Here is a 26,469-nt window from a genome sequence, read left to right as displayed (position 1 = left end):
TTTGCATTCTGTCATTTGGCCGCAGCGCTCTTGCGCGGCTTGGGCGGATAGACGATGCGCAGCGCCTGCTGCACTTCCACCACGCCCGTGGCATTATTGGCGGCCATGCCCACGCCCGTGATGCGCGAGGCCCCCATCAGCAGATCGACGGGCACGTCCGTGACCATGCGCTCCTCATCGGGAAATACCGTCAGCGCCTCCGTCTTGAGCGTCATGTTTTGCGCCTTCGGGCTGGCGACGCGGTCGATCACGACCTTGCGGTGCAATTGCAGCCGGGTATTGCCCTGGTCGATATGCGCCAGTTCCGCGTTCATGTTCATCGGCGGCATGTCGGGCGTCAGCTTGCGCACGAAGGGCTGGTCGATATCGGAGGAATCATCGGCCGGATAGTGCGTGAGCTTGGTACCGGACACGATATAGCTGGGCTTGCCCGTCAAGTCCATGCGCACCAGGCTGAAATTGGTGACGAAATAGTCGGGCTCGTCCAGATGCTTGCTGGCATTGATATCCTGGCTATTCTTGTTCATCACTTCGAGCAGCCAGAAGCTGCCCAACGCGAACACGATCGCGCCCAGCACGGTAAAAATCATGCGCCAGCGATGGGCGCCTCCTGGCTTACGCATATTGCTTCACTCTTTCAAATGTCGCTGGTGGCAAGGCTCGCGCCCTACTCCAGGAACGGCGCCATGACGCGCGCATAGTTATCCTGGGCACGCAGCAGGAATTCGCAGATCTCGCGCACCGCGCCGCGTCCGCCGCCAGCCTGGGTCACGTGGTGCGCCAGGCCCTGCACTTCCGGGCGCCCGCCCGGCACGCTGACGGCAAAGCCGACGCGCTTGAGGATGGGCGCGTCGATGACATCGTCGCCGATGTAGCCGCATTGTTCTTCCGTCAAGCCCGTCAGCGCCAGCAATTCGCGAAACGGGGTCAGCTTGTCATGCCCGCCCTGGTGCACATGGGTAATGCCCAGGTCCTGCGCGCGGCGCGCCGTGATGGGCGAGCGGCGCGCGCTGATGATGGCCGTCTGCACGCCCGATTCCTGCAGCAGCTTGATGCCCAGGCCATCATACACATTAAACGTTTTCATCATCTCGCCGTCCGGGCCGAAATGCAGGCTGCCGTCGGTCAGCACGCCGTCGACGTCAAAGATCATCAGTTTGACCTTGGCCGCGCGTGCCAGGTTGTCCGCCACGCTGTCCATCAGATCACCTTCGCTTGCGTCAGATCATGGATATGCAGCGCGCCGACCAGCTTGCCGTCGGCATCGACCACCAGCATCTGGTTGATGCGGAACTGCTCCATCACGGCCACGGCGTCGACGGCCAGGCGTTCGGGCGCGATGCTGCGCGGCTGCGCATGCATGACGTCGCGGATCGCCACTTGCGTGAAGTCCTGCACGCGCTCGAACATGCGGCGCAAGTCGCCATCGGTAAACACGCCCACGGGGCGCTGGTCCGCATCGACGACGGCCGTCATGCCCATGCCCTTTTTCGTCATTTCTTCCAGCGCCTGCAGCAGGGAAGCGTCCACGGGCACCTTGGGCACCCGTTCGCCGCTGCGCATGACGTCATGCACATGCGTGAGCAGGCGCCGGCCCAGGGCGCCGCCCGGGTGCGAGCGGGCGAAATCTTCTTCCTTGAAGCCGCGCAAGTCGAGCAAGGCCACGGCCAGGGCGTCGCCCAGGGCCAGGGTGACGGTGGTGCTGGCCGTCGGCGCCAGGTTCAGCGGACAGGCTTCTTTCTCAACAGAAATATCCAGGTGCACATCGGCCAGCTGCGCCAGGCTGGAATGCGGCTTGCCCGTCATGGCGATCAGCACGCCGCCCATGCGCTTGACGACCGGCATGATGGCCATCAGTTCCGATGACTCGCCCGAGTACGATATGGCAATGAAAGCATCATCCGAGGTGACCATGCCCAGGTCGCCATGGGCCGCTTCGGCCGGATGCACGAACATAGCCGGCGTGCCGGTGGAAGCGAGGGTGGCGGCAATCTTGCGCGCGATATGGCCGGACTTGCCGATGCCGGAGACGACGACTCTCCCCTTGCATTGCAGCAACATCGCCACGGCGCGGCCGACGCTGTCGTCCGTGGCCAGGCGCGCGTGCAGCGCAACGATGGCGTCGGACTCGATCTGCAAGGTGGTGCGCGCCAGCGCGACGGCGCGCTCGGTTGTGGCTTGCATGTCAATTCGATCAAAAGCTTTCAGCATTGTTTTTTCATGGGTTACACTCATGCCCAAAGTATAAACGAATTAGGAAAGCAAAAAACTTGCCAGTCGCAACAAACAACGATTTCCACTGACCTCCCCGGGCAACCCCATGTTTTCCTCGCTTGAACTGACCCTGATGTTACTCGGCAGCGCCGTGCTGGGCGTGGTCGCTTTCAGAATGTTGCACTTGCCGCCCATGCTGGGCTACCTGGCCGTCGGCATCGTCATCGGCCCCCACGCGCTGGGCCTGGCGGCCGAAAATGAAGCGAGCCATACCCTGGCCGAATTCGGCGTCGTCTTCCTGATGTTTTCCATCGGGCTCGAATTTTCGCTGCCCAAGTTTCTCGCCATGCGGCGCATCGTCTTCGGCCTAGGCATGGCACAGGTGGTCACCACCATCGTCGCCACCGTCGTCTTCGGCTGGCTGGTCGCGCGCTACCTGTCGGCCTACATCCACCTGAGCTGGCAAGCCGCGTTTGCCCTGGGCGGCGCGCTGGCCATGTCGTCGACGGCCATCGTCTCGAAAATGCTCACGGAACGGCTGGAACTCGAAAGCGAACACGGCCGCAAGATCATCGGCATCCTGCTGTTCCAGGACCTGGCCGTGGTGCCGCTGCTGATCCTGATTCCCGCCCTCACGCGCGATTCGGACAACCTGGCCGAAACCCTGGCCTGGGCCGGCGGCAAGGCCCTGGTGGTGCTGATCTTGCTGCTGTTCATCGGCCAGAAGATGGTGCGCGGCTGGCTGACCATCGTCGCCAAGCGCCGCTCGCAGGAATTGTTCATGCTCAACCTGCTCCTGATTACCCTGGGCGCCGCCTGGATCACGGAGCGGGCCGGCCTGTCGCTGGCCCTGGGCGCGTTTGTCGCCGGCATGCTGATCTCCGAGACGGAATTCAAGCACCAGGTGGAAGAAGACATCAAGCCCTTCCGCGACGTGCTGCTGGGCCTGTTTTTCATCACCGTCGGCATGCTGCTCAATATCCGCGTCGTGCTCGACAACTGGTGGCTGGTCCTGCTGCTGCTGTGCGGCCCCGTGCTGCTGAAATTCGCCCTGATCGCGGGCCTGGCCCGGCTGTTCGGTTCCTCGACGGGCGTGTCATTGCGCACGGGCCTGGCGCTGGCGCAGGCCGGCGAGTTCGGCTTCGTGCTGCTGAACCTGGCCGGCGGCATCAAGCTGATGGACCCGTTCGTCGTGCAGGTGGTGCTCGCCTCGATGGTGCTGTCCATGCTGGTGGCGCCCTTCCTCATCGCCAAGTCCGATGCCATCGTCATGAAACTGGCCGCCAACGACTGGATGATGCAGTCGCTGGCCCTGACCAAGATCGCCACGCGCACCATGGCCGCCCAGAAACACGTGCTGATCGCCGGCTTCGGGCGCAGCGGACAAAGCCTGGCCACCCTGCTGACGGAAGAAAAGATCGAATACCACGCGCTGGACCTGGACCCGGAACGGGTGCAGGAAGCGCAGCTGGCCGGCGCGCACGTGTCATACGGCGACGCCGCCCGGCGCGAAAGCCTGGTGGCGGCCGGCATCTACCGGGCCAGCGCCGTCGTCATCACCTATGCAAATACCCCGTCGGCGCTGCGCCTGCTGCACCTGGTGAATGAATTGGCGCCCACCTTGCCCGTCATCGTGCGCAGCCACGACGACAGCGACCTCGACCAGCTGAAGCATGCGGGCGCCACGGAAGTGGTGCCGGAATTGATGGAAGGCAGCCTGATGCTGGCCTCGCACGCGCTGATCATGATGGGCGTGCCGCTGCGGCGCGTGGTGCACCGCGTGCAGGCGGCGCGCGAAGAGCGCTACGCATCCTTGCGCGGCTATTTCCACGGCACCAGCGATGCGGGCGACGATGCGGAACTGGAACGCCTGCATACGGTCACCGTCGGCGATGACGCACACTGCATCGGCTTGCCCCTGAGTACCATCGACGTCGCCGGCTGCGGCGCTTTCGTGACGGCCATCCGCCGCGGCCGCAACCGCCTGGACGTCACGCCCGAGACGCAGCTGGCCATCGGCGACGTGGTCGTGCTGCGCGGCAGCGCCGACGCGGTGGCAAAGGCCGAGACACTACTGCTCAAGTAGCTACCCGGGCGGCGCCTGCCAGCTGACGACGCGGTTGCGGCCCATGTCCTTGGCCTGGTACAGGGCCTGGTCGGCGTGCGCCACCAGTTGCTGCGCCACGCTCTCGATCGGTAGCAGCGCCGCGTCCGCGTCCAGGCTGGCCACGCCGATCGACACGCTGACCCAGGTTTGCGTACTGCCCGGCAAATCGAACTGGGTATCGGCGATGCTGGCGCGGATGCGCTCGGCCACGAACGTGGCGCTGGCCAGGTCCGCATCGATCAGCAGCACGACGAATTCCTCGCCGCCGAAGCGCCCCAGCGCATCCGAGCGGCGCAATTCCGTGCGGATGCGCGTGGCCACTTCGCGCAGCACTTCATCGCCGCCCTGGTGGCCATGCGTGTCATTGACCGATTTAAAATGGTCGATATCGATATACATGCATGAAATGCAATAATTCTGGCGCCGCGCGCGGGCGATTTCTTCCAGCAGGCGGCGATCGATATAGCGCCGGTTATAGACGCCCGTCAAGGAGTCGGTCAAACCGATATATTTCAGCATTTCATTGCTGATCACGTTTTCCAGGCAAATGGCGATAATGGACGCCATGTGCTTGACGAAATCCGTGCCCAGCGCGGGCGTAAAGCGCGTCACGTCGCTGCTGGCCAGGTTCAGGCTGCCGATCAGGCGCTTGTTGCGCAGCAAGGGCACCAGGGCCACGCTGCGCAAGGGCGCGTCGATGCCTGGGAAACGGGGGCCATGCGCGGCCGCATCGAACGGCCCCAGCAAAGGCAACGGCGGCAGAGAGACGTCGCCTTCGGCCACGGGGGCTTGCGGCGCAAAGCCCAGCTGCGCCACCTCGTGCACAAACAGCAATTGCGGAAAGGCGCTGAAATCGACACCCAGTTTTTCCATCACGAGCAGGATATCGTCATCTTCGTCGAGCAGGCTCAGGGTCACGCCGTCGAGATCGGAAATCACGGGCAGGGTGCGAAAGATCGTGCCGATCAACTCGGGAAACGTGGACGCGCCGACGATTTCCAGGTCGAACGCCTGGTGCCGGCACATGATGTCGTGATTGCGCTCGACCTGCTCCAGCAAGAAAGCCATGCGCGCGCGCAAGGCCTGGTTCTCGGCCTCGAGGCTCGCTACCAGCTGGAGCGGCGAGATGGCATCGGCCCCTTGCTGGCCTGGCTCTGGCGATATTGCTTGATTCATAGAAACCCTCAACCCTTCTGTGCGGGCGGTACGCTTGCTTAAAATGCCAGTTCGAAACCGACTTCCTGGCCCACCACGATACGCTCATCGCCGCCCTGCGTGACGATGGCATTCATGCCGAAGCAGATGGCGCCATCGAGCTCGGGCTTGGCGCGGTAGCCCTGCATGACATCGAGCGGGTCCGGCCCCGGCACGCCCGTGGCCTGGTCCACCGACGGGATAGGACAGCGCGAGCATGGCTTGACGGGTTTTAACGTGGTGGCGCCGAACTGCAGGAAGTCCGCATAATCTTCCTCGAAGGCGCCGATGCCGGCGATGACCAGGTTCGGGCGGAAACGGTTCATCGGCAGCGGCTCGCGGCCGGCCGCACGCAGCTTGTCGTTGACGTCGTCCAGCGAGGCAGCGCCCGCGATCAGCACCGGGTAGCCATCGGCAAACATGGTCGAGGCGGCAATGCCTGCCGTCCATGTGGTGCTGGTGGCGCGCACCACATCCGGGTGAAAGCGCACCAGCCGGCAGGGCACGCCGATGGCCTTGCTGAACCACGTCGCCGTCACTTCGTCGCAATCGTAGGCGCGCACGGTGTCGTCCCACACCTGCACCTCGAGCATGGGCGCCAGTTGCGGATGGGGCAAGCCCAGCTCGATTTCCAGCCGCAGCATGCCCGGCGCGCGCAATTCCAGGGTGGTGGCCTTGATGCGCGGCACGATCAGCGCCATGCGCGGGTGTTCGCGCTGGGTCAGGAAGCGGCCTTGCGCATCGACCACCATCCATTCGCGGTCGAACACGTGCTCGCTCATCAGGCCGGAGCGCGTCAGGACCGCCTCGCGCAGGGCGATGCCGGCACAGGATTTGATGGGATAGAGCTTGATCTCGGACAGGATAGCCATGCGCCACGGGCAGCGCCGCGGCGGCTGCCGATTCATTGTTCAAGGGCGAAGTATGGCAGCAAAGCGGGCCAGCGTAAATCCGCCTGATGAGGCTGTGATGACGCTGGCCGGGGGATAGATCAATACGTATAGAAAATGCGCTGGATTTCTTGCGTACTGTTGGTCTTGGTCAAGGCCAGCATCAACAGGATGCGGGCTTTTTGCGGGTTCAGGGTGTCGGACACGACACTATCGAGTTCATCGTCATTGGCTTCGCCATTGCGCGCCACGATGCCCTGGCCCACACGGCTCGAACGCACGATCAGCACGCCCTTCTGGCGCGCCTCCACCAGCGCCGGTTTCATTTGCGCGGCCACGCTGCCGTCGCCCACGCCCGCATGGATGATGCCCTTGGCACCGGCCGCGATGAAGGCGTCCATGCCGACGCGGTTCATGTTGGCATAGCCGTAGACGATGTCCACTTGCGGCAAGGCGTCGAGCTTGCTGATGTCAAATTCCGACTCCAGCGTGTGCTTGCGCGTCGACTGGCGGTAGAAGAAGGGTTTGCTGCCCTGGATGTAGCCGAGCATGCCCAGTTCCGGCGACTTGAAGGTGTCGGTGGTCGAGGTGTTCGTCTTGGTGACTTCGCGCGCGGCATTGATCTGGTCGTTCAAGGCCACCAGCACGCCCTTGCCCACGGCTTCCTTGCTGCCCGCCAGCAGCACGGCGTTGTACAGGTTGATGGGACCGTCGGCCGATATGGCCGTCGACGGGCGCATGGCGCCCACCACCACCACCGGCTTGTGGCTCTTCACGGTGAGATTCAGGAAATACGCCGTCTCTTCGATGGTGTCCGTGCCGTGCGTGACGACCACGCCGTCGACGTCGGCGGAGGCCAGCAGCACGTTGATGCGCTTGGCCAGGGTCAGCCAGTGGCTGTTGCCCATGCTTTCGCTGGCGATCTGGAACACTTGCTCGCCTTTCACGTTCGCCACTTTCTTGAGTTCCGGCACGGCCGCGATCAGGCGCTCGACGCCCACCGTGGCCGAGGTGTAGCCGACGGTGGTAGTGCTGTCGGCGCCGCTGCCGGCGATGGTGCCGCCCGTGGCCAGGATCACCACATTCGGCAGTTTGACGGCAGCGTCCTGCGCGCGTGCCGGCGCGGTGGCGACAAAACTCATCAGCAAGGTGGCCAGCATCAGCTGGGCACAAGAATGGAATTTACGTGAAAACATGGTGCTCCTGTTCGGTGATGTGTCAAAGATAACAAGGTCGTGTGCAAATTATATGTCATCCATGCCCGGGAAAATCCCCAATTCATGCGTGCCGCGCAAACGTGCGCCCCCTTGTTTGCGCTACAGTGGCGCCATGTCCACACTCCTGCCCTTGCGCTCTTGCCTCGTCCTGCCACTGGTCTTGATGGCGCTCAATGCCTGTTCCACGCAAATCGAACTGCGCACGGCGGCGCAGCAGGAACAGTTCGCGCGGGAGGCGGCCAGCCAGGGCGACTGGGCGCAAGCCATGCGCAGCTACGCGGCCGCGGCCGAGAATGCCGAACTGGGCCATGGCGACTTCGCTTGGCAGGCGCGGCTGCATCACCAGGCGGGACGCGCCGCCAGCGGGGCCTGCCGCTACGATGCGGCCGAATTTCATTTTCGCCAGGCCATCGCGCTGGCAAAGAAGAGCGAATACTCGAGTGCCCTCAGCTACAAGGCGCTGATCGACCAATATGAACGCCAGGACAAGGCGACGCAAGCCTTGGCCGTGCGCAATGAACTGGGCTTTCATCAATCTTGGGCCCTGGGCGCATTTGCCGACCGGGAATCGCTGCCGGTAGGCAAGCCTTGCGCAACACCGCCATAGCACGGGGGGATGCCGATGAGAGTGACACGCACGCTGCTGGCCCTATCCCCCCTCTTCGCCGCCATCGCGCCCGCGTATGCCGCCGAAGCCGCCTTGCCTTTATGGGAAGCGGGCGTCTTCGGCGGCACGGCCACCACGCCCGCCTATCCGGGCGCCGGCGAACGCTCGACGCGCACGCTGGCCCTGCCCTATCTGATTTATCGCGGGAAAGTCTTGCGCGCCGACCGCTCCGGCGTGGGCGCGCGCCTGCTCGATACGGAGCGTCTCGATCTTGATGTCGGCTTCGCCCTGTCGCTGCCGGCGCGCTCCAGCGACGTGCAGGCCCGGCGCGGCATGCCGGACCTGGGGACGCTGGTGGAATTTGGCCCGCGCCTGAAGATCAAGCTGGCCGAGCCGACGCAACGCAGCCGCCTGGGCCTGGAACTGCCCTTGCGCGCCGTCATCGAAGCACGCGGCGGCCTGCGCCGCCAGGGCGCCACGTTCGAACCGCGCCTCGTGTATGCGCTGCAAGGCGATCATGAGGCATGGCATGTCGATGCCAGCCTCGGTGCCGTGCTGGGCAATGCCGCCATCAACGATTACTTGTATGGCGTCAGCCCCGCGTTTGCCACCGCCCAGCGCCCGGCGTATGCGGCAAAAAGCGGGCTGGTGCTCACGCGCCTGGGCCTGGGCGGTTCGTACCGGCTGCACCGGGACTGGCGCGCCTTTGCCTTTGCACGCTACGATACGTACACGGGCGCCGCCAACCGCGGCAGCCCCCTGCTGCGCCAGCACAGCGGCACCTCGGCCGGCATCGGCCTGCTGTGGACGTGGCAGCGTTCCAGCCGTCCAGCGCGGGGCGCGGACGACTAGCGGCAAGACGGCTTAAAAGTCCATCGTGGCCGACAGCATGAAAGTGCGCGGCGCGCCCAGGCCCAGGCTGGTCCATTGGGGCAGCGACCAGTATGCCTTGTTGCCCACGTTGCTGACGCTGGCGCGCAAGGTCAAGGGCCGGCCGGCGCTGCGGGTCGCATAGCGCGCCCCCAGGTCAAACACGGTGCGGCCCGGCACCGACAGCGAATTGTCCGCATTGATGTATTGCTTCGATGCCGACGTCGCATTCGCCGTCAGGGTCAGCCCCGGCACTGGCGGCGCATCCCACTCCACGCCCAGCTTGGCCTGCAGCTTGGGCACGCCCGCCGCCTGCTTGCCCTGGTTGCCGCCGCCCACCGTCTTGCTCAATACCGGATCGACATACGCCACGCCGCCCATCAGGCGCACCTCGCGCAGGGGCGAACCAAAAAAGCCCCAGTCGATGCCGCGGTTGCGCTGCTCGCCGCCGAAGGAAAAAATATTGCTGACAGGATCGACATAGCTGCTGGGCCGCTTGATTTCATACACGCTGAGCGTGTGCGCGAACTCGCCCAGGTCGACCTTGACGCCGGCCTCCATCTGCTTCGATTTATACGGCGCAAAGACCTCACCCGCATTGGCCGCCGTCATGGGGGCCGTCGCGCCCTGGCTCAAGCCTTCGACATAGTTGCCGTACAGCGAAATATTCCTGGCAGCCTTGACCAGCAAGGCGACGGCCGGCGTCGTGGCGCTGGCGTCATAGCGGGAAGTGCGCGCGCCCGTCATCACATTGAAACTGTCGTTGAGCACTTCCTGGCGCCGCAGGCCCATGGTCAATTGCACTTGATCCTGCGCAAAGGACACGGTATCGACCAGGCCATAGCTGACCAGGCGCAGTTCCGTCTTGGAAATTTGCGGTGCCTCGAAGCGCGTGCCCGGTCCCCACACCGGGCGGTAGATATTCGTGATCCAGTCTTGCGCCAGCACATTCCTGCGGCCGAACTGCTTGTCCGTGTGCGTGTAATACGTGGCGTTCGCGGCCCACTGATGATGGACGGTGCCCGTACGGAACTTGCCCTTGAAACCAGCTTCCGCCGACCGTTTCTTCACGTCGAAGCCCAGGTCGGCGAGATTGGTGCGGTAATCGCCGGCCGTATTGAACACCTGGATCAGGTAGGCGCCCGTCGACTGGTAATCGGCCTGGCTGGCGCCCATGGCCGCATACGCCATCACTTGCTCGTTCACGTCATATTCGCCGCGCAGCATCGCACCCTTGTCCTTGGTGTCATAAAATGCCCAGCTGGGGTTCAACAGGGTTTCCGGCTTGGGCGGACGCGGCACGGGCAGGCCGGCGGCCAGGTTGACGCCGCGGTTCAGGCCCTTCGCGCGGTCTTCGCTGCTGTACAGGTCGGCGGACAGGCGCGCGCCTGTGGCGCGCCAGTCCAGTCCCACGGAAGCGAGCCTGGTTTTCTTTTCCTGGTGCTCCACGGCGCCATCGCCATCGCGGTAAACCGCGTTGATGCGGATGCCGAACTGTTTATTGTCGCCAAAGCGCTGCCCCAGGTCGACATGGCCGCCGAACTGGGCATCCGACATGTACGACGCCGTCACGCGCGCCAGCGGCACATCGCCGGCGCGCTTGGGCACCAGGTTGATGCTGCCGCCCACCGAACCGCCCGGTGGCATGCCATTGAGCAAGGCCGACGGTCCTTTCAGCACTTCGATCCGTTCGAACATTTCAGGAGACGTGCGATAAATGGGCGAGACACCGAACAGGCCGCCAAACGTGACGTCGCCGATGCTGGAACTGAAGCCGCGGATCGAGTAGTTTTCGCCGATGATGCCGGTCATGCCGCTGCTGAAGACGGTGGGGTCGGTGGCGGAAATCACGTCGGTGATATCGCGCGCCTGCCGGTCTTCGATGAATGTATCCGTATAGCTGATGGTGTTGAACGGGGTTTCCATGAAATCCTTGTCGCCCAGAAACCCCACCCTGGCACCGGCAGCCACTTGCCCGCCGGCATAAGCCTCCGTCACCGTGTTGCCCTTGCCCCACACCGTCACGGCCGGCATCGTTGCGGCAGCCTCAGCCGCAGCACTCTGCGCCCGCTCGCGGCGCAGCGTATAGCTGCCATTGCCCTCGCGCACGGCCTGCAAGCCGTGTCCGCGCAGCAATTCATAAAAACCTTCGGGCACGCTGTAACTGCCGGACAGGCCCGCGCTGCTCTTGCCTTGCAGCAAGCTGGCCTCGACCGTCAGCTCGATGCCGGCCGCCGCCGCGAAGCTGTTGAGCGCCAGGCCCAGCGAGCCGGCCGGCACGCTGAACGCCTGGCGGGCCTGCGCCGCTTGCGCAAAGGCCGGCGCGGCCGCCACGCCCAGCGCCCCCACGCTCAGGCCCGTGATGAGCGCCAGTTGCACGGCGGTGGCGATACGGCTCAGGTTCAAGGCGGGAAGGTGGCGCGTCGCCATGCGTTTTGTCATAAAAAATCCTTTTCAGATGGGAAGATTGCTTGTTCTCACCCTATCTCCCGAACGAAAAGGCAAAACCCTCAATGCAAATACGAATCATTACGAAAAATAAATTACGTCACTGATAGCCCTTGAGCACGTCGTCGATCACCCGTTTCAGCGACGTCACGCTGGCCGCCGTGATGTACCAGGCATCGGCATCGACGAAGACCACGTGGCCGTTCTTCCAGGCTTTGGTCTGGCGCAACAGCGGATTGCCCATCTGCCCGGCCGTCATGACGGGACGGTGTTCCATCACGGCCGTGCGGTCGATCACATACATGATGTCGGGATTGGCTTGCTGGATGAACTCGCTGGAGATGGGCTGGCCATGCAAGCCCGCCTCGACGGCCGAGCTGGCCGGCTTGACGCCCAGCGCGTCGAAGACAAAACCGTAGCGCGACTGCACGCCGAATGCACTGAAGGCGCCGTTGTTGTGCAGCACGATCAACGCCTTCTCGGGGCGGCCCTGCGTGACCTTGCGCGCGGCCGCCACCTTGTCGTCCAGCTCCTGCGCTTTCTGGCGAGCCATATCCTCCTTGCCGAAGATACGCCCCAGTGTCAGCAAGTGCTGCTTCACGACGTCGATATGCTTGCTCTCGCTGTTCTGGTAATCGACGTCGAAGTGCAGCGTGGGCGCGATCTGGCTCAAGTCCTTGTAATGGTTGGCCTGGATCGAGGTCATCAGCACCAGGTCGGGCTTGAGCGCGTGGATATGCTCGAGATTGGGCTGCACGATGGCGCCCAGGTCGCGGATGGCCTCGTCATCCCTGTAGCGCGCGAGAAAGTGCGGCACGTAATCCTTCACCATGCCGGCCACGGGCACGCCCAGCTGGTCGAGGAAATCGACTTCGTTCATGTCGAGCACGGCCACCCTCTGCGGACGCTGCGCGATCACCGTCGTGCCCAGTTTATGCACGATGGTGATGGGCGCAAACGCCGGCTGCGAGGCGCCAGCGGCAGGCGCCGGCGGCATTGTCGCCGCCTTCTCGCCGCAGCCTTGCAGGGTGGCCACGGCGGCAAGCAGCACGGCCAGCGCCAGGCGGGGTTGGTTGCAGATCATATCAAGCTCCTGTAGGGGTAAAGTAATTGCAGACGCAGCCGCGCTCGTCGCGCACGATGTGGAAATCGATGTCGTACAGGGCGCGCAAGCGTTCCTCGGTGACGACCTCGTGCGCGGGGCCGGAAAAGCGCACGGCGCCGCCCTGCATGGCGACGATGTGGTCCGAGTAATTGGCGGCGAAATTGATGTCGTGGATCACCAGGATCACGGTGCGCCCCTGCTCGTCGCACAGGCGGCGCAGCGCGCGCATGATCTGCACGGCGTGCTTCATGTCGAGGTTGTTGAGCGGCTCGTCGAGCAGCAAGATATCCGTCTGCTGGGCTATCGTCATGGCCAGGAAGGCCATCTGGCGCTGGCCGCCGCTCAGCTCATCGATGCAGGCGGAACGCAAGCCGTCGAGCGACAGAAAGGCGATGGCGTCATCGATGGCCTGCCGGTCCTGCGGCGTCAGGTTACCTCGGCTGTAAGGGAAGCGGCCGAAGGCGACCAGCTCTTCCACCGTCAGGCGCAAATGAAAATCGGGCGACTGGCGCAGCGTGGCCACCTGCCGCGCATAGTCGCCGATGCGGATAGCGGCGATGCGGCGCCCGTCCACCACAATCTCGCCGCCATTGGCTTCCTGCAGGCGCGCGATGAGCATCAGCAAGGTGGTCTTGCCGGCGCCGTTGGGACCGATCAAGGATGTCACTTTTCCCTTGGGGAACTGCACGCTGACGTTGTCGAGCACGCGCCTGGCGCCGTAGCTTTTTTCAATCTGTTTGACGTGGATCATGCGGTACCCCGGGTGCGGACCATGAGCGCGAGGAAATACGCGCCACACACCAGGTTGACGAGGATGCCGACCGTGGTCCGGTAATTGAAAACGTGCTCGACCAGCAGCTGGGCGGCGAGGAAGATGGCGATGGCGATGGCGCAGCCCAGCGGCAAGGTGGCGCGATGGCGCGCCGTGCGGGCCAGGGCGTAAGTCGTGTTCGCCACGAAGATGCCCATGAAGGCCGTCGGCCCCAGCAGACTCGTCGACACCGCCACCAGCACGGCGATCAGCGCCAGCTGCAGCCGCACCATGCGCCGGTAGTCGATACCGAGCGAGATGGCTTGCTCGCGCCCCAGCGCCAGCACGTCGAGCGCCGGCAAGGTCTTCAGCACGGCCACGCAGGCGGCGCCCGCCAGCAGGGCCGCGTACAGCAACTGCGCGGGCTGCGCCTTGTTGAACGAGGCCTGGCTGAATCCTTGCAAAATGGCAAATTCGCCGGGGCTGATGCGCAGCTGGATGAACTGGGTGAACGTGCCGATCACCATCGTCAGCACGAATCCCAGCAGCAAGAGGAAATACACGTTGTTCTTGCCATCACGAAACAGCCAGTAATGGATGGCCCAGGAATACGCGAGCATCAGCGCGATGGACACGGCGAAATTGCCGTCCTGCCCCAGCAGCACGACGCTGTGCATGCCCATCACGAGGACCAGCAGCGACTGCAGCAGCAGATACACGGCTTCGTAGCCCATGACGGCCGGCGTCAGGATACGGTTGCCGGCGATGGTCTGGAACACGATGGATGACACGGCCACGCAGACGCCGCCGATGGCGATGGCGGCCAGCCGCGCCAGGCGCTTGGGCAAGACGTAATCGACATCGAAGTTTGCGCCAGCGCAAAGAAACACCAGCGCCAAAACAAGCACGGCCAGCCACAGCGTCCGCAGATTAAATAGCCGCCTCATCGCCGCCCCCGGATGATCAACACGAGGAACAGCAGGCCGCCCACGCCGCCCGCCGTCAGGCCGATGGGCACCTCGAACGGGTAGATCAGCAGGCGCCCGGCGATGTCGCAGGCCAGCAGCAGCGAAGCGCCGCCCAGCGCGACGAGGGGCAAGGTGCGGCCCAGGTTGTCGCCGTAGCGCAAGGCCACCAGGTTCGGGATGGCCAGCCCGACAAACGGAATCGCCCCCACCGTGATCACCGTGGCCGCCACCGTGACGGCCACCAGCATCAGGCCCAGCGCCACCGTGGCCGCATAGTTCAGGCCCAGGCTGGTGGCCATCCCTTCTCCCATGCCCAGCACGGTAAAACGCTGCGCGTACAGGTACGTGATGGCAACGATGGGCAGGATCAGATAGATGATTTCATAGTTGCCCTGGACGATTTTCGAGAAATCGCCGAGCAGCCAGCCCTGCATGCTTTGCAGGATGTTGTTGCGGTAGGCATAGAATTCGGCCACGGCGCTGAGCACGCCGCCATACACGAGGCCGATCACGGGCACCAGAATCGTGTTCTTGAAGCGGATGCGGCGGATCAGGGCTACGTACAGTACGCTGGCGGCAAGGCAGAAGGCCAGCGCGAACGCCATCTTGCCCGCCGTGCCCGCCGCTGGCGCCACGGTCAGCGCGACGAGGATGCCCAGCTTGGCCGCGTCGAGGCCGCCCGAGGTGGCCGGTTCGACGAATGTGTTGCGCACGATGTGCTGCAGGATGACGCCGCAGACAGACAGGCCCACGCCCGTCAGCACCAGCGCCGCCAGGCGCGGCAGGCGGCTGGCCGTCAGGGTCAGCCACGTATCATCTGACAGCGCGCCGGAAGACAACGATGGTGACAGCAGCTGCGCCCACTCCATCTGCCGCGCACCGACCAGCAGCGAGGCCGCGCACAGCAGCAGGAAGACAAAAAACAGACGCGCCTGTATCAAATCGTCATCCCGTTCAAGGCTGGCGCGCGGGCGCGGCGATGCGCCAGCCCTTGGCCGCCTGGCGCTGGGCCAGGAAGTGCGCATACAGGCCGCCCTGTGCGCGCAAGGTGGCTGGCGCGCCCTGCTCGCGCAGCACGCCGCCATCGAGCACGACGATCCGGTCAGCCATGGCGATGGTCGACAACTGGTGGGCGATGACGATCACCGTGCGCTTGCCGCGCAGCCGCGCCAGCGCCTCGGCGATGGCGGCCTGGTTTTCCGCGTCGAGCGCGGCCGTCGCCTCGTCGACCAACAAAATCGGCGCGTCCTTGACCAGTGCGCGGGCAATCGCGATGCGCTGGCGTTCGCCGCCAGACAGGCGCGCGCCGCCCTCGCCCACGGGGGTATCGAGGCCCTGCGGCAGGCGGGCGATGATCTCGGCCACGCCCGCCTGGCGCGCCGCGTCCAGCACCTCGGCATCGCTGGCGCCGGGCTTGCCGAGACGGATATTGTCGGCGATGCTGCCCTGGAACAGATAACTGTCCTGGAAGATCTGGCTGATCTGGCCCGCCAATTGTTCGCTGGACATGTGCCGCACGTCGACGCCGCCCACCAGCACCGCGCCTGCACTGGCGTCAAAGAAACGCGCGATCAGGCGCACCAGGGTCGTCTTGCCGGAGCCGGAAGCGCCGATCAGCGCCGTCATGCTGCCCGGCGCAATCTGCAGGTTGATATCCGTCAATACGTCGGGCTGATCGTCTGCATAGCGGAAATGCACATGGCGCAGCTCGACCGCGCCGTCGCGCGGCGCTTGCGGCTGGCGTGCTTCCGGCAGGGGCTGCACGGCAAAAATATCGCGCGCCGCATCGAGCGGCCCGCGCGCGCCGCGCAACACTTCGCCGTAGCTGGCCACTTCCTGCAGCGGATCGACAAAGCGCACCACCAGCAGCAAGGCCACGATGACGGCGACGGCATCTTCCGCAACGGCTGCACCGCCCAGCAAGCCCTTGAGCCACAGCGCGGCGGCGGCCAGCAAGGCGGCAAAGATCGCTTGCACGGTCCAGGCATTGAGCACCGACGACAAGGCCGACAGATAGATCAGCCGCGTGCCCGCGTGGCGCTGCCCGTCGATGGCTTGCTGCAGGAAACGCGTGCCGTCACCGCCGAATGCGCGCAAGACGGATTGCGCTTGCGCAAACTCAACCAGCCGCTGGCTGGTCTGGGCAAAATGGTGGTGATAGGCGTCGTCGGCGCGCTGGCCCAGGTGTGCCGTGAGCCGCAGGGCGCCGGCCAGCAGGGGCAGCGCCAGCAGCGCAACCACGCCCAGCTGCCAGTGCAGTACGAACAGCGCGGCCAGCAGCACCACGGGCGTGACGGCGCCGCAGATCACGGGCGTCAATACGTGGGCCGGCAGCTGGGCCACGTTCATCATGCCCTGCGTGATGAGGTGACCCAGTTTCGCCGTGTTCTCCGGCGTAAACCAGCCGACGGGCAGGCGCGCCACGTGGTCGCCCAGGCGCTGGCGCGCCCCTTGCAGCACCGTCACGCCCACGCGCACGCCCGCCTTTTCCACCTGGCGCCGCCAGCCCCAGCAAGCGACCAGCCCGGCCAGCAGCACCAGCAGCCACAGGGCCGCGCCGCCCGCGTCGCCACCCAGCAGGCGGCCCAGGGCCAGCACCAGCGCCGTGATCGTCAAGCCGCTGAGCACGCCATACGCGAGCGCCATGGCACAGTAGCGGCGGAACACGGGCGCATCGTCGCCCAGCAGTTGAATGAAGGTCTTCAGCATGGCAGCACCGTTTCTTCCGGGGAATCCTGATAGCCGCCCAGCGCCCACAGTTGCGCGTAGCGGCCCTTGTCTGCAAGCAAGCCGGCATGGCTGCCCTGCTCGGCGATGGCGCCGTTGTCAAGCACGACGATGTGGTCGGCATGCATGATGGTGTCGAGCCGGTGGGCGATCACCAGCAAGGTGCGGCCTTGGGCAAAGCGCGACAACGCGTCCTGGATCGCCACTTCGTTTGCCGCGTCGGCCGCGGCCGTCGCTTCGTCGAGCACCAGCACGGCCGGATCGAGCAGCACGGCGCGGGCGATGCTCACGCGCTGCAGTTCGCCGCCGGACAGCTGTGCATCCTCGCCGATGACGGAATCGTAGCCGCGTGGCAAGGCCAGGATGCGCTCGTGGATGTTCGCCAGGCGCGCCGCCTCTTCGACCTCGTGCGCGCTGGCCGATGGCCGGCCCAGCCCGATGTTTTCGCGCACGCTGGCGTGGATCAAGCGCACTTCCTGCAGCACGAAACCGATGCGCCGGTACAGCTCGGGCGTGGCGATATGCCGCAGATCGACGCCGCCGACGGTGATGCGCCCCTCGGTCGGGTCGAAAAAGCGCAGCAGCAGCCGCGCCAGCGTCGATTTGCCGGAACCGGAAGCGCCGACGATGGCCGTCACCGTACCGGGGCGCAAGGTCAAATTGATGCCGGACAACACCTTGTTCTGCCCGTCGTAGGCGTAGCCGACGCCTTCCATGCGGATCTCCGTGCCGTTCGGCAACTGCTGCTGGCCGGGGGCAGGCTGCGCCAGCACGGGCGTATCGAGCAAGGCCAGTACGCGCTGGGCCGCGCCGGTGGCGTTATTGAGGTCGTGCGTCAGGTAATGGAGCAGCAGCATCGGTGCGGAAATGCCGGGCGCCACCAGGGCGAACGGCAGCACGTCCACGGGCGCCATCGCTCCCAGCGCCACGAACACGGTACCGGCCAGCACCACCACGCCCAGCACGGCGACGGGGGCGATCAGCGCATTGGCATTGGCCATCGAACCGACCAACGGCCGCGTGAAGGCAGCAAATGCATCGGCAAAAGAGTCGACGGCCGCGCGGTAGCTGCCGTGCGCGCGTCCCGTGGCGCCGAAGGCCTTGACCACGGGAATGCCGTTGACGAACTCCACCACGGCATTGTTGATGCGTCCCATGCCGGCGACGAATTGCGCCATGTTGCCGCTGCTGGCCTTCATGGCGCGGCCGAAGAACAGGAAAAAACCGGGAAACGGTAATATCGCGATGAGGGCCAGGCGCCAGTCCATGGCGAACAGATACATGACGGACACGGCGATGGCGCCCACGGCCCGTCCCGTCGTCGTATAAAAGTGCGCGGTGAGGCTGTGCAGGGTGTTGATGTCGTCCTGCATCGCCTGCTTGACCTCGCCCGAGGCCCGGCTGGTGAACCAGCCCAGCGGCACCTGCCCCAGGCGCTGCATCGTTTGCAGGCGCAGCTGGTGGGTAAGGCGGTTGTCGGCCAGGTGGGCGGCCAGTTCGCCCAGCGACATCAGCGCCATGCCGGCAAACAGGCAAGCGACGCTGGCGATGATGGTGGGCCAGAGCTCATCTTGCGCCAGCGCAGGGTCCAGGGCGATTTGGGCGACGTGCGCGATGCCCGCCAGCGGCACCAGGGTCAGCATGGAACCGCTGGCGGCCAGCATGGCGGCGGCGATCAGGCGCCCGCGGATGGGATGCAGTATCCGACGGATCGGGCCGGCTTGCTTGGAGTCGGCCGGGGCCGCGTCATGGGTGCTCATGAAAAAAGGACAGGCATGGTGTCAGAAGAAAAGAGTGGCTCTCACCCTATATCCCGAACGAGATGACAAAACCCTCAATCGGGCCCGCAATATTGTCAGGCTGCCGCTTGTACCGTGACCCAAAAGCGCGTGCGCGCAACGATCCGCACCGGCAAGGCCAGCGCCAGGTTGTGCAGCGCGCGGTCCGTGTCGCGTAGGGAAAACACCCCGTTGACCGTCAAGCCGGCCACGGCCGGATCGCAGCGCAGCAGGCCGGGCCGGTAGCGGGCCAGTTCGGCCAGCAGCTCATCGAGGCGCATGTTGTCGGCCACCAGCACGCCCTTCGTCCAGGCCGCCGCGCTGGCCGGCACGGGGGCGGCCGATTGCACGATGTCGGCCGAGAAGATGGCGCCGTAGCCCGTGGCGACGCCCACGGCGTTGCCGGGCGCATGCGCGAGGCGTATCTCGACGGCGCCTTCGAAGACGGCCACGCGCGACGTGTGTTCGTCTTGCCGCAAGGTAAAACGCGTACCGAGCGCCCGTACCGTGCCGTGGCGGCCCTGCACGCGGAACGGCCGCTGCGCAGGATCGGGATCGCGGGCCGTGGTGACGAGGATTTCGCCGGCGCGCAAGACCAGCAGGCGCTCGCCGGCGTCGAAGCGCACGTCGATGGCGGAAGCCGAGGCCAGCATCACGCGCGTGCCGTCAGGCAAGGTAATCTCGCGGATCTCGCCGGTCCCCGTGCCATGGCCGGCCGTCGCCACTTGCCAGGCATCCGTGCCGCGCGCCGCATACAGCATGCCGCCCACGGGCAGCAGCACGGCCAGCAGTGTCAGGGCGCGGCGACGGTTCAGGTAGGCGGCCGGGGCCGATTCGCGCAGCGCATGGCGGGCCACGTCGCGCGGCACGCTGTGCAGCTTGCCTTCGAACGCCTGCAGGCGCTGCCAGGCGAGGTCGTGGTGCGGATGGGCCGCGCGCCAGCGGGCGCAATCGGCCTGGTCCTCGTCGCTGGCATCGTCGGACCACAGGCGCGCCATCCACTGGGCCGCCTGCTGGACGATGGCCGGTGCAATCACCACTTCCATGGCTCAGGCGTCCTGCCCATGCAGGGCCTGGTAGCAGGCCAGCAGGCCGGCGGCGATGTATTTTTCCACGGACGAGACGGACACCTGCAGTTCGGCGGCGATATCGCGGTAGCTCAGGCCATCGAGCTTGCATAGCAGCAATGCCGTGCGCGCCTTGGCCGGCAGCCGGTGCAGCACGGCGTCGATGTGCGCCAGCGCTTCGAGCACCAGCGCGCGCTCTTCCCCGGACGGCGCCAGCGCTTCTGGCGCCAGGGCCAGCACTTCCAGGTAGGCCGCCTCGATCTGGCGGCGGCGGTACAGGTCGATGACCATGCCGTTGGCGATCTGCGTCAGGTGGCGCCGCGATTCCCCGGCCGGCGGCACGCGCCCCGTCTTCATCAGGTGCAGGTACACGTCGTGCGCCAGGTCGGCCGCATCGAAGGCATTGCCCAGCTTGCGGCGCAGCAAACCCCGCAGCCAGCCATGGTGGTCGGTATACAGACTGCTCACTTGCTGCTGAAGCGCTGACTCGGCGGTGCTCACGATACCCTTCCTGTGGCGGATGGCCAGCGAGACGGCGGGCGCATCAATATAAATGAGAATTATTCTCATTGTATAGGAAAAAGCAAGACAGGCGCAACCGTCCTGCCCGGAACGCGCCGCATGCCAAGGCAAGCCGATGCGGCCAAGCAAACGGGCAATAAAAAACCCTGCAAATCAATGACTTGCAGGGTTCGTTGCAGCCCCGCATGGGGCCAGGTCGGGATCAGACGTTGAACAGGAAGTTCAGCACGTCGCCATCCTTGACCACGTATTCCTTGCCTTCGGCGCGCATCTTGCCTGCTTCCTTGGCGCCCGCTTCGCCCTTGTAGGCGATGAAGTCGTCATAGGCGATGGTTTGCGCGCGGATGAAGCCGCGTTCGAAGTCGGTGTGGATCACGCCGGCTGCCTGTGGCGCCGTGTCGCCCACGTGGATGGTCCAGGCGCGCACTTCCTTCACGCCTGCCGTGAAGTAGGTTTGCAGGCCCAGCAGCTTGTAGGCGCCGCGGATCAGGCGGTCCAGGCCCGGCTCTTCCATGCCCATGTCGGCCAGGAAAGCGCCCTTGTCGGCGTCGTCGAGGTCGGCGATTTCCGCTTCCAGCGCCGCGCAGATGGCGACGATGGGGGCGTTTTGCGATTGCGCATACGCGGTCAGCTGGTCCAGCAGCGGGTTATTCGTGAAGCCCGTGTCGGACACGTTGGCCACGAACATGGCCGGCTTGGCCGTGATCAGGCACAAAGGCTTGATCAGTTCCATTTCATCGGCGTCCAGGCCCATGGCACGCACGGGCTTGGCATCGTTCAGGTACGGCATCATGCGTTCCATGATGGCCAGCAGCTTGGCCGCATCCTTGTCGCCCGAGCGGGCTTTCTTGTTTTCGCGGTGGATGGCTTTTTCCACGGTGCCCATGTCGGCCAGCGCCAGTTCGGTCTGGATGACTTCGATATCGTCGAGCGGATTGATCTTGCCGGCCACGTGGATGACGTTGTCATCTTCGAAGCAGCGCACGACGTTGACGATGGCGTCCGTTTCGCGGATGTGCGACAGGAACTGGTTACCCAGGCCCTCGCCCTTCGATGCACCGGCCACCAGGCCGGCGATGTCGACGAATTCCACGATGGCGTTGACCATGCGTTCCGGCTTGACGATCTCGGCCAGCGCGGCCATGCGCGGATCCGGCACTTCGACGACGCCGACGTTGGGCTCGATGGTGCAGAACGGATAGTTTTCAGCCGGGATGCCGGCTTTCGTCAGTGCATTGAACAGGGTGGACTTGCCGACGTTCGGCAAGCCGACGATACCGCATTGGAGACTCATGGAAAACCTTTAAATAATCAATATTGCCGGCAAGCGGCTGGTGCAAAACGGCCGTTGCGGGCGTTTTCTGGATAATCTTGCTGTATTCATGCTCTAAGGGTCAATTGTACCTCTATGCACCCTACTCTTCCAAAAAACCGCCCCGGCGACGCTAATTGTCGCCATCCCCGTCGTCCGGCTGCGACGCGTCGAATTCCAGGATGTCGCCGGGCTGGCATTCGAGCATTTCGCAGATTTTCGACAGGGTGTCGAAACGCACGCCACGCACCTTGCCCGATTTCAAGAGGGACAGGTTCTGTTCCGTGATGCCGACAAAGGCAGCCAGTTCTTTCGATTTCACTTTTTTCCTGGCCAGTACCAGGTCGAGCCGCACGACGATGCCCATCAGATGAACCCGCTGTTTTCTTCGGCCAATCTCTGGCCTTCATGCAGGATTTGCGCCAGCGCAAAGAAAACTGAACACAGCAGCAAGGTCCACAGGTCGCCGCCCGTGATGTCGATGACCAGGCGCAGCTGACGCGTCCCCTCTTCCAGCAAGCCAAACAGCATGCCGCGCACGGTCGGTTCCAGCAAGGTCAACACTGTTCCCAGCAGCAAGCCACCGGCGAAGCGGCGAAACTGGCGCGCCACCTGCGGCGTGAAGTACACGCCCTGCTCGAACTGGCGCAAGACGAGGGCCAGCTGGCGCACGGCGTCGCCCAGCACGCACAGGGCAGGCAAGGCCAGCGCCAGGCCCAGCCCCCGCTGCCACACGGGCATCGCGGCCAGGCGCTCGAATGGCTGGCTTTGCAATTGCAACAGCAGTTCATACACGCCGGCGCCGCCGACCGCTCCCTGCACGGCCGGGGCGGGCGCCAGCCAGCCCAGCACCGTCAGCAGCAGGTACAGCAGAAAGAATGCCGAGATGCCGTGGCGCACGCGCCGGCTCAGCGCCGCCGGCCCCGCTTGATTTTTTTTCATATTCAAAAGTATACGGATGCGGAAAGTGTTGTTAGAATAAATTATCGTAAAACAATAATTAAATCATGTTTTGCGACCATTTTAGCATGTTCCCCCTACCCTATCGACTGGAGACACCATGAAAACCCTGCTTGCCGCACTCGTTTGCAGCACCGCCATCTTGCTTGGCGGCACCGCCCGCGCCCATGACTTGAACGCCATGCTGCAGCAGGCGCTGGCCGACAGGAGCGTGCCGGCCATGGCCCTACTCGTGATCCGCGACGGCAAGATCGATGCGCAAGCGCAAGCGGGCGTACGGGCCAATGACGGCCACGATGCCGTGCGCGCCGATGACGTGTGGAATATCGGCTCCAACGGCAAGGCCATGACGGTGACGCTGATCGCACGGCTGGTGGAACGGGGCGTGCTGGCGTGGGACGCGCCGCTGTCCAGCATGCTGCCCGCGCTCAGTGCCGGCATGCGCGCCGAATATCGCGACGTCAACCTGGCGGATCTGCTGGCGCACCGCGCCGGCCTGCCACCCAATCCCGACGAGGCATGGATCAATTCCACCTACACGGACACGCGCCCGTTGCCGCTGCTGCGCCTGGAATACGCGCAGCGCGCGCTGGCCGACGCGCCCGTGGCCGCGCCGCGCGGCGAATCGCATTACTCGAACAGCGGCGCCATGATCGCCGCCGCCATCGCCGAACGCGTCACGGGCAAGACGTATGAGGAACTGATGCAGGCGGAAGTGTTCGGCCCGCTGGGCATGCGGGCCGCCTTCGGCCCCACCGTGCGCGGGCAGAACCTGGGGCACAAGGAAGGCAAGCCGATCGCCGGCTTGATGGCCAGCAATCCGCTGATGATGGCGCCCGACGGGGAAATTCAGCTGAGCATGCAAGATTGGGCCAAGTTTGCGCTTGATCAACTGCACGGCGAGCAGGGCAAGGGCAAGCTGCTGAAGAAAGAAACGTATGTCTTGCTGCATACGGCGCAGGGCGAGACGAATGCGGCCCTGGGCTGGGGCGTGATGCACTTTCCGCCGCAGGCGCCGCAGCGCGTGCTCACGCACCTGGGCTCGAACGGCTATTGGCACGCGCTGATCGCGCTGGCGCCCGGCAGCGGCGACGGCTTGCTGATCGCCGCCAACGCCGGCGAAGGCAGCAGCACCCAGGCCAGCCAGCAGCAGATGGCGAAAACCATCATGGCCGGCTTCGGCAAGGCGGGGCAATAATTACGCTGTATGCAGCTTCATCGTGGCCGCCTCGAACTTGCCTTCGACGATCTGCGGCATGACTTGCAGGGATTTTTCTATCGCTTGCTCGATCAGTTCCTGGTCTTCGCGGCGCGGGCGGTGCAGCACGAAGTCGGCCACCTGCTGCTGCAGGCTCAGGGTGCGCGGATGGCCGATGCCCAGGCGCAAGCGCCAGTAATCCTGCGTGCCCAGCGCGGCCGTGATGTCCTTCAAGCCATTGTGGCCGCCTGCCGAGCCGCCCTTCTTCAGGCGCGCGATGCCGGGCATCAAGTCCAGTTCATCGTGCACGACGAGCACTTCATCGGCGGCGATCTTGAAGAAGCGCGCCAGCGCGCCCACGGACTGGCCCGAGCGGTTCATGAAGGTCAGCGGTTCGAGCAGCCAGACTTCCTTGCCGGCGATCGAGGTTTTCGCCAGCATGGCGTTGTAGCGCGAATCGCGCTGCAAGCGCGTACCGGGCAAGCTGTTGGCAAGATTGTCCACCAGCCAGAAGCCGGCATTGTGGCGGGTTTGTTCGTATTCGGGTCCCGGATTGCCGAGGCCGACGATCAGGCGTATGGGCATGGCTGTGTCTGCAATGTAAAAGAAGGCATTATCGGTGAAAACAGGCGGAAAAAAACCCGCGCGGCGAACCTGGCGGGTTTTTCCTTGCAACTACCGCATTGCTGCGGCCGCAGAATTACTTCTTGTCAGCAACAACTTCAGCAGCAGCGGCTTCAGCAGCAACGTGGCCAGCTGGTACCGAAGCGGTAGCGATGGTCAGGTTGGCGCCGTGGGTGACAGCGGTCACGCCAGCTGGCAGGACCAGGTCGCCTACGTGCAGCGAGTGACCGACGTCGATGTTCGACAGGTCAACGTTGATGAATTCTGGCAGTTGGCCTGGCAGGCACGATACTTCGATTTCGTTGGCGACGTGGCTGATGGTCGCGCCGTGCAGTTTGACTGCTGGGGAAACGTCAGCGTTCGTGAAGTGCAGAGCAACTTTCACGTGGATAGCTTGCTTAGCGTCAACGCGTTGGAAGTCAGCGTGCAGAACCAGTTGTTTGTATGCGTGGACTTGGAAGTCGCGCAACAGCACTTGCTGGGAAACGCCGTCGATTTCCAGATCCAGGATCGACGAGTGGAACACTTCTTTTTTCAGCGCGTGGTACAGCGCGTTGTGATCCAGCGAGATCAGCACCGGGGCTTCAGCGCCACCGTAGACGATACCAGGGGTTTGGCCGGAAATGCGCAGGCGGCGGCTCGCTCCGGAACCTTGCAATTCGCGTTTAAATGCGATAACTTTCATGTGAAACTCCAAGAAGAACAAGGCTTGCGCCTTGTGTTATGAGGACTCCCGCGACCAGGAGTCCTCGAAAATGGGTGAAAACACCCCGAAAACTAAAACACTGCGGCGCAACAGGCAAAAAGCCGGTCGCGCCGCAGGCATTACGTCTGTTTCTATTTACCGAATCAATCGATAAAGAGAGAGATCACCGAATCACCCTTGATGATGCGCTTGAACGTCTCGGCCAGCAGCGGCGCGCACGTCAATTGACGGATCTTGCCGCAGGCCAGGGCCGCTTCGGACAGGGGAATGGTGTCGGTCACGACCAGTTCGTCGAGTGGCGAGGCCGAAATACGGTCGATCGCCGGGCCGGACAACACCGGGTGCGTGCAATATGCCACGACTTTTTTCGCGCCGCGCTCTTTAAGCACTTCGGCGGCCTTGGTCAGGGTACCCGCCGTGTCGACCATGTCATCCATGATCACGCAGTTGCGGCCTTCGACTTCGCCGATGATGTTCATCACTTCGGACACGTTCGCTTTTGGACGGCGCTTGTCGATGATGGCCAGGTCGCAGCCCAGGCGTTTTGCCAGGGCGCGCGCGCGCACCACACCGCCGACGTCCGGCGACACCACCAGCAGATCCTGGTAGTTTTTCTTTTGCAGGTCGCCCAGCAAAATTGGCGAAGCATAGATATTGTCGACTGGGATATCGAAGAAACCTTGAATCTGGTCGGCGTGCAAGTCCATGATCAGGACGCGCTCGACACCGGCTTCTTCCAGCATGTTCGCCACCACCTTGGCCGAGATCGCAACACGCGCGGAGCGTGGGCGGCGGTCTTGGCGGGCATAACCGAAGTAAGGAATCGCGGCGGTAATGCGGCCAGCGGAAGCACGTTTCAAGGCATCAACCATCAGCATGATTTCCATCAAGCTGTCGTTGGTTGGAGCACAGGTGGATTGCAAAACAAAAACATCCTTGCCGCGCACGTTTTCGTTAATCTCGACCATTACTTCGCCGTCGGAGAATTTCGAAACGTTTGCTTTACCGAGAGGGATGCCGAGATTTTTTGCGACCCCCTCTGCTAACGCTGGATTCGCGTTGCCGGTAAAAACCATCAGGTTTTCGTAAGCCATGGGAGTCCCAAGAGGTGATAGAGAAGTCTTGAAAAGCACTAACCGGGCATAAGCCCGGTCAGTCACTGTTTAGAATATGCCGCGTAGCGACACATCTGCTTTTTCCCGTA

At 64.2% G+C, this 26,469-nt stretch carries 25 protein-coding genes; 4 read left to right on the top strand and 21 right to left on the bottom strand.

Annotated features, from left to right (window positions below; all coding sequences use genetic code 11):
* Positions 1–11: 11 nt before the first annotated feature.
* Genes lptC through AC3RCJ_RS03980 form a run of 3 tightly spaced genes read right to left on the bottom strand, consistent with a single transcriptional unit; the run spans position 12 to position 2,235 of the window.
* On the bottom strand, positions 12–623 hold the full coding sequence (lptC, locus tag AC3RCJ_RS03990) for an LPS export ABC transporter periplasmic protein LptC (protein WP_492956835.1): 612 nt from the start codon (positions 621–623) through the stop codon (positions 12–14).
* Between the two features lie 44 nt (positions 624–667).
* Positions 668–1,201 carry a KdsC family phosphatase gene (locus AC3RCJ_RS03985; RefSeq protein ID WP_230523046.1) on the bottom strand — a complete coding sequence of 178 codons (534 nt, stop codon included), beginning with the start codon at positions 1,199–1,201 and terminating at the stop codon, positions 668–670.
* Entirely contained in the window at positions 1,201–2,235 is a 1,035-nt protein-coding gene (locus tag AC3RCJ_RS03980) for a KpsF/GutQ family sugar-phosphate isomerase (protein WP_492956836.1), read from the bottom strand. Before AC3RCJ_RS03980 ends, AC3RCJ_RS03985 begins: the two co-directional genes overlap by 1 nt.
* 85 nt (positions 2,236–2,320) lie before the next feature.
* On the opposite strand from AC3RCJ_RS03980, the gene AC3RCJ_RS03975 reads away from it, so the two are divergent.
* Positions 2,321–4,300: a cation:proton antiporter domain-containing protein gene (locus AC3RCJ_RS03975; RefSeq protein ID WP_492956837.1), complete on the top strand. Its 1,980-nt coding sequence runs from the start codon at positions 2,321–2,323 to the stop codon at positions 4,298–4,300.
* Here the strand turns inward: AC3RCJ_RS03975 and AC3RCJ_RS03970 are convergent, their stop codons facing one another.
* The 3 genes from AC3RCJ_RS03970 to AC3RCJ_RS03960 all read right to left on the bottom strand — a co-directional run bounded on the left by AC3RCJ_RS03970 (position 4,301) and on the right by AC3RCJ_RS03960 (position 7,601).
* Positions 4,301–5,497: a GGDEF domain-containing protein gene (locus tag AC3RCJ_RS03970; RefSeq protein ID WP_492956838.1), complete on the bottom strand. Its 1,197-nt coding sequence runs from the start codon at positions 5,495–5,497 to the stop codon at positions 4,301–4,303.
* 38 nt (positions 5,498–5,535) lie between these two features.
* Entirely contained in the window at positions 5,536–6,387 is an 852-nt protein-coding gene (locus AC3RCJ_RS03965) for an MOSC domain-containing protein (protein WP_492956839.1), read from the bottom strand.
* A 119-nt stretch (positions 6,388–6,506) separates the two neighbouring features.
* Positions 6,507–7,601: a type II asparaginase gene (locus AC3RCJ_RS03960; RefSeq protein ID WP_492956840.1), complete on the bottom strand. Its 1,095-nt coding sequence runs from the start codon at positions 7,599–7,601 to the stop codon at positions 6,507–6,509.
* Between the two features lie 133 nt (positions 7,602–7,734).
* Here AC3RCJ_RS03960 and AC3RCJ_RS03955 point away from each other — a divergent pair, with 133 nt between their 5' ends.
* Both AC3RCJ_RS03955 and AC3RCJ_RS03950 read left to right on the top strand, forming a co-directional pair.
* A complete protein-coding gene (locus AC3RCJ_RS03955) occupies positions 7,735–8,229 on the top strand; it encodes a hypothetical protein (protein WP_492956841.1) in 495 nt (164 codons plus the stop codon).
* A gap of 15 nt (positions 8,230–8,244) precedes the next feature.
* Complete coding sequence (locus AC3RCJ_RS03950; RefSeq protein WP_492956842.1) at positions 8,245–9,081, top strand: MipA/OmpV family protein; 837 nt, start codon at positions 8,245–8,247, stop codon at positions 9,079–9,081.
* Positions 9,082–9,093: 12 nt separating this feature from the next.
* On the opposite strand, the gene AC3RCJ_RS03945 is transcribed toward AC3RCJ_RS03950, so the two are convergent.
* The 12 genes from AC3RCJ_RS03945 to AC3RCJ_RS03890 all read right to left on the bottom strand — a co-directional run bounded on the left by AC3RCJ_RS03945 (position 9,094) and on the right by AC3RCJ_RS03890 (position 22,719).
* A complete protein-coding gene (locus AC3RCJ_RS03945) occupies positions 9,094–11,541 on the bottom strand; it encodes a TonB-dependent siderophore receptor (protein ID WP_492956843.1) in 2,448 nt (815 codons plus the stop codon).
* A 106-nt stretch (positions 11,542–11,647) separates the two neighbouring features.
* On the bottom strand, positions 11,648–12,631 hold the full coding sequence (locus AC3RCJ_RS03940) for a siderophore ABC transporter substrate-binding protein (protein WP_492956844.1): 984 nt from the start codon (positions 12,629–12,631) through the stop codon (positions 11,648–11,650).
* A gap of 1 nt (position 12,632) precedes the next feature.
* Positions 12,633–13,403, bottom strand: a complete 771-nt coding sequence (locus AC3RCJ_RS03935; RefSeq protein WP_492956845.1) for an iron ABC transporter ATP-binding protein — start codon at positions 13,401–13,403, stop codon at positions 12,633–12,635.
* Entirely contained in the window at positions 13,400–14,350 is a 951-nt protein-coding gene (locus AC3RCJ_RS03930) for an iron chelate uptake ABC transporter family permease subunit (RefSeq protein ID WP_492956846.1), read from the bottom strand. The genes AC3RCJ_RS03935 and AC3RCJ_RS03930 overlap by 4 nt, the downstream gene beginning before the upstream one ends.
* Positions 14,347–15,309, bottom strand: coding sequence for an ABC transporter permease (locus AC3RCJ_RS03925; protein WP_492957018.1), 963 nt, complete (start codon positions 15,307–15,309; stop codon positions 14,347–14,349). Before AC3RCJ_RS03925 ends, AC3RCJ_RS03930 begins: the two co-directional genes overlap by 4 nt.
* 16 nt (positions 15,310–15,325) lie before the next feature.
* A complete protein-coding gene (locus tag AC3RCJ_RS03920; RefSeq protein ID WP_492956847.1) occupies positions 15,326–17,080 on the bottom strand; it encodes an ABC transporter ATP-binding protein in 1,755 nt (584 codons plus the stop codon).
* Positions 17,074–18,858: an ABC transporter ATP-binding protein gene (locus AC3RCJ_RS03915; RefSeq protein ID WP_492956848.1), complete on the bottom strand. Its 1,785-nt coding sequence runs from the start codon at positions 18,856–18,858 to the stop codon at positions 17,074–17,076. Before AC3RCJ_RS03915 ends, AC3RCJ_RS03920 begins: the two co-directional genes overlap by 7 nt.
* A gap of 95 nt (positions 18,859–18,953) precedes the next feature.
* Complete coding sequence (locus tag AC3RCJ_RS03910; RefSeq protein WP_492956849.1) at positions 18,954–19,922, bottom strand: FecR domain-containing protein; 969 nt, start codon at positions 19,920–19,922, stop codon at positions 18,954–18,956.
* Positions 19,923–19,925: 3 nt separating this feature from the next.
* Complete coding sequence (locus AC3RCJ_RS03905; RefSeq protein WP_492956850.1) at positions 19,926–20,444, bottom strand: sigma-70 family RNA polymerase sigma factor; 519 nt, start codon at positions 20,442–20,444, stop codon at positions 19,926–19,928.
* Between the two features lie 223 nt (positions 20,445–20,667).
* Positions 20,668–21,759: a redox-regulated ATPase YchF gene (gene ychF / locus AC3RCJ_RS03900; protein ID WP_492956851.1), complete on the bottom strand. Its 1,092-nt coding sequence runs from the start codon at positions 21,757–21,759 to the stop codon at positions 20,668–20,670.
* Between the two features lie 151 nt (positions 21,760–21,910).
* Positions 21,911–22,144 carry a helix-turn-helix domain-containing protein gene (locus tag AC3RCJ_RS03895; RefSeq protein WP_492956852.1) on the bottom strand — a complete coding sequence of 78 codons (234 nt, stop codon included), beginning with the start codon at positions 22,142–22,144 and terminating at the stop codon, positions 21,911–21,913.
* The gene (locus AC3RCJ_RS03890; protein ID WP_492956853.1) at positions 22,144–22,719 is read right to left on the bottom strand and encodes a hypothetical protein; all 576 of its coding nucleotides are present in this window, start codon (positions 22,717–22,719) and stop codon (positions 22,144–22,146) included. Before AC3RCJ_RS03890 ends, AC3RCJ_RS03895 begins: the two co-directional genes overlap by 1 nt.
* A gap of 118 nt (positions 22,720–22,837) precedes the next feature.
* Here AC3RCJ_RS03890 and AC3RCJ_RS03885 point away from each other — a divergent pair, with 118 nt between their 5' ends.
* On the top strand, positions 22,838–23,935 hold the full coding sequence (locus tag AC3RCJ_RS03885) for a serine hydrolase domain-containing protein (RefSeq protein WP_492956854.1): 1,098 nt from the start codon (positions 22,838–22,840) through the stop codon (positions 23,933–23,935).
* Here the strand turns inward: AC3RCJ_RS03885 and pth are convergent, their stop codons facing one another.
* The 3 genes from pth to AC3RCJ_RS03870 all read right to left on the bottom strand — a co-directional run bounded on the left by pth (position 23,936) and on the right by AC3RCJ_RS03870 (position 26,359).
* Positions 23,936–24,520, bottom strand: coding sequence for an aminoacyl-tRNA hydrolase (pth, locus tag AC3RCJ_RS03880; protein WP_071079737.1), 585 nt, complete (start codon positions 24,518–24,520; stop codon positions 23,936–23,938).
* Between the two features lie 115 nt (positions 24,521–24,635).
* Positions 24,636–25,244 (bottom strand): 50S ribosomal protein L25/general stress protein Ctc, encoded by a 609-nt coding sequence (locus AC3RCJ_RS03875; RefSeq protein WP_077408940.1) that lies wholly within the window; start codon positions 25,242–25,244, stop codon positions 24,636–24,638.
* 164 nt (positions 25,245–25,408) lie between these two features.
* On the bottom strand, positions 25,409–26,359 hold the full coding sequence (locus AC3RCJ_RS03870) for a ribose-phosphate pyrophosphokinase (RefSeq protein ID WP_492956855.1): 951 nt from the start codon (positions 26,357–26,359) through the stop codon (positions 25,409–25,411).
* Between the last annotated feature and the right edge of the window lie 110 nt (positions 26,360–26,469).

It is taken from the genome of Janthinobacterium sp. GW822-FHT07H11 (assembly GCF_058798615.1).
Note: the sequence above shows the minus strand (reverse complement) of the source record. Positions and strands in the feature narration are given on the sequence as shown.

Excerpts from the sequence above, each read along its gene's own strand:
- lptC (WP_492956835.1), bottom strand. The coding sequence starts at position 623 with ATGCGTAAGCCAGGAGGCGCCCATCGCTGGCGCATGATTTTTACCGTG.
- AC3RCJ_RS03985 (WP_230523046.1), bottom strand. The coding sequence starts at position 1,201 with ATGGACAGCGTGGCGGACAACCTGGCACGCGCGGCCAAGGTCAAACTG.
- AC3RCJ_RS03980 (WP_492956836.1), bottom strand. The coding sequence starts at position 2,235 with ATGAGTGTAACCCATGAAAAAACAATGCTGAAAGCTTTTGATCGAATT.
- AC3RCJ_RS03975 (WP_492956837.1), top strand. The coding sequence starts at position 2,321 with ATGTTTTCCTCGCTTGAACTGACCCTGATGTTACTCGGCAGCGCCGTG.
- AC3RCJ_RS03970 (WP_492956838.1), bottom strand. The coding sequence starts at position 5,497 with ATGAATCAAGCAATATCGCCAGAGCCAGGCCAGCAAGGGGCCGATGCC.
- AC3RCJ_RS03965 (WP_492956839.1), bottom strand. The coding sequence starts at position 6,387 with ATGGCTATCCTGTCCGAGATCAAGCTCTATCCCATCAAATCCTGTGCC.
- AC3RCJ_RS03960 (WP_492956840.1), bottom strand. The coding sequence starts at position 7,601 with ATGTTTTCACGTAAATTCCATTCTTGTGCCCAGCTGATGCTGGCCACC.
- AC3RCJ_RS03955 (WP_492956841.1), top strand. The coding sequence starts at position 7,735 with ATGTCCACACTCCTGCCCTTGCGCTCTTGCCTCGTCCTGCCACTGGTC.
- AC3RCJ_RS03950 (WP_492956842.1), top strand. The coding sequence starts at position 8,245 with ATGAGAGTGACACGCACGCTGCTGGCCCTATCCCCCCTCTTCGCCGCC.
- AC3RCJ_RS03945 (WP_492956843.1), bottom strand. The coding sequence starts at position 11,541 with ATGACAAAACGCATGGCGACGCGCCACCTTCCCGCCTTGAACCTGAGC.
- AC3RCJ_RS03940 (WP_492956844.1), bottom strand. The coding sequence starts at position 12,631 with ATGATCTGCAACCAACCCCGCCTGGCGCTGGCCGTGCTGCTTGCCGCC.
- AC3RCJ_RS03935 (WP_492956845.1), bottom strand. The coding sequence starts at position 13,403 with ATGATCCACGTCAAACAGATTGAAAAAAGCTACGGCGCCAGGCGCGTG.
- AC3RCJ_RS03930 (WP_492956846.1), bottom strand. The coding sequence starts at position 14,350 with ATGAGGCGGCTATTTAATCTGCGGACGCTGTGGCTGGCCGTGCTTGTT.
- AC3RCJ_RS03920 (WP_492956847.1), bottom strand. The coding sequence starts at position 17,080 with ATGCTGAAGACCTTCATTCAACTGCTGGGCGACGATGCGCCCGTGTTC.
- AC3RCJ_RS03915 (WP_492956848.1), bottom strand. The coding sequence starts at position 18,858 with ATGAGCACCCATGACGCGGCCCCGGCCGACTCCAAGCAAGCCGGCCCG.
- AC3RCJ_RS03910 (WP_492956849.1), bottom strand. The coding sequence starts at position 19,922 with ATGGAAGTGGTGATTGCACCGGCCATCGTCCAGCAGGCGGCCCAGTGG.
- ychF (WP_492956851.1), bottom strand. The coding sequence starts at position 21,759 with ATGAGTCTCCAATGCGGTATCGTCGGCTTGCCGAACGTCGGCAAGTCC.
- AC3RCJ_RS03895 (WP_492956852.1), bottom strand. The coding sequence starts at position 22,144 with ATGGGCATCGTCGTGCGGCTCGACCTGGTACTGGCCAGGAAAAAAGTG.
- AC3RCJ_RS03890 (WP_492956853.1), bottom strand. The coding sequence starts at position 22,719 with ATGAAAAAAAATCAAGCGGGGCCGGCGGCGCTGAGCCGGCGCGTGCGC.
- AC3RCJ_RS03885 (WP_492956854.1), top strand. The coding sequence starts at position 22,838 with ATGAAAACCCTGCTTGCCGCACTCGTTTGCAGCACCGCCATCTTGCTT.
- pth (WP_071079737.1), bottom strand. The coding sequence starts at position 24,520 with ATGCCCATACGCCTGATCGTCGGCCTCGGCAATCCGGGACCCGAATAC.
- AC3RCJ_RS03875 (WP_077408940.1), bottom strand. The coding sequence starts at position 25,244 with ATGAAAGTTATCGCATTTAAACGCGAATTGCAAGGTTCCGGAGCGAGC.
- AC3RCJ_RS03870 (WP_492956855.1), bottom strand. The coding sequence starts at position 26,359 with ATGGCTTACGAAAACCTGATGGTTTTTACCGGCAACGCGAATCCAGCG.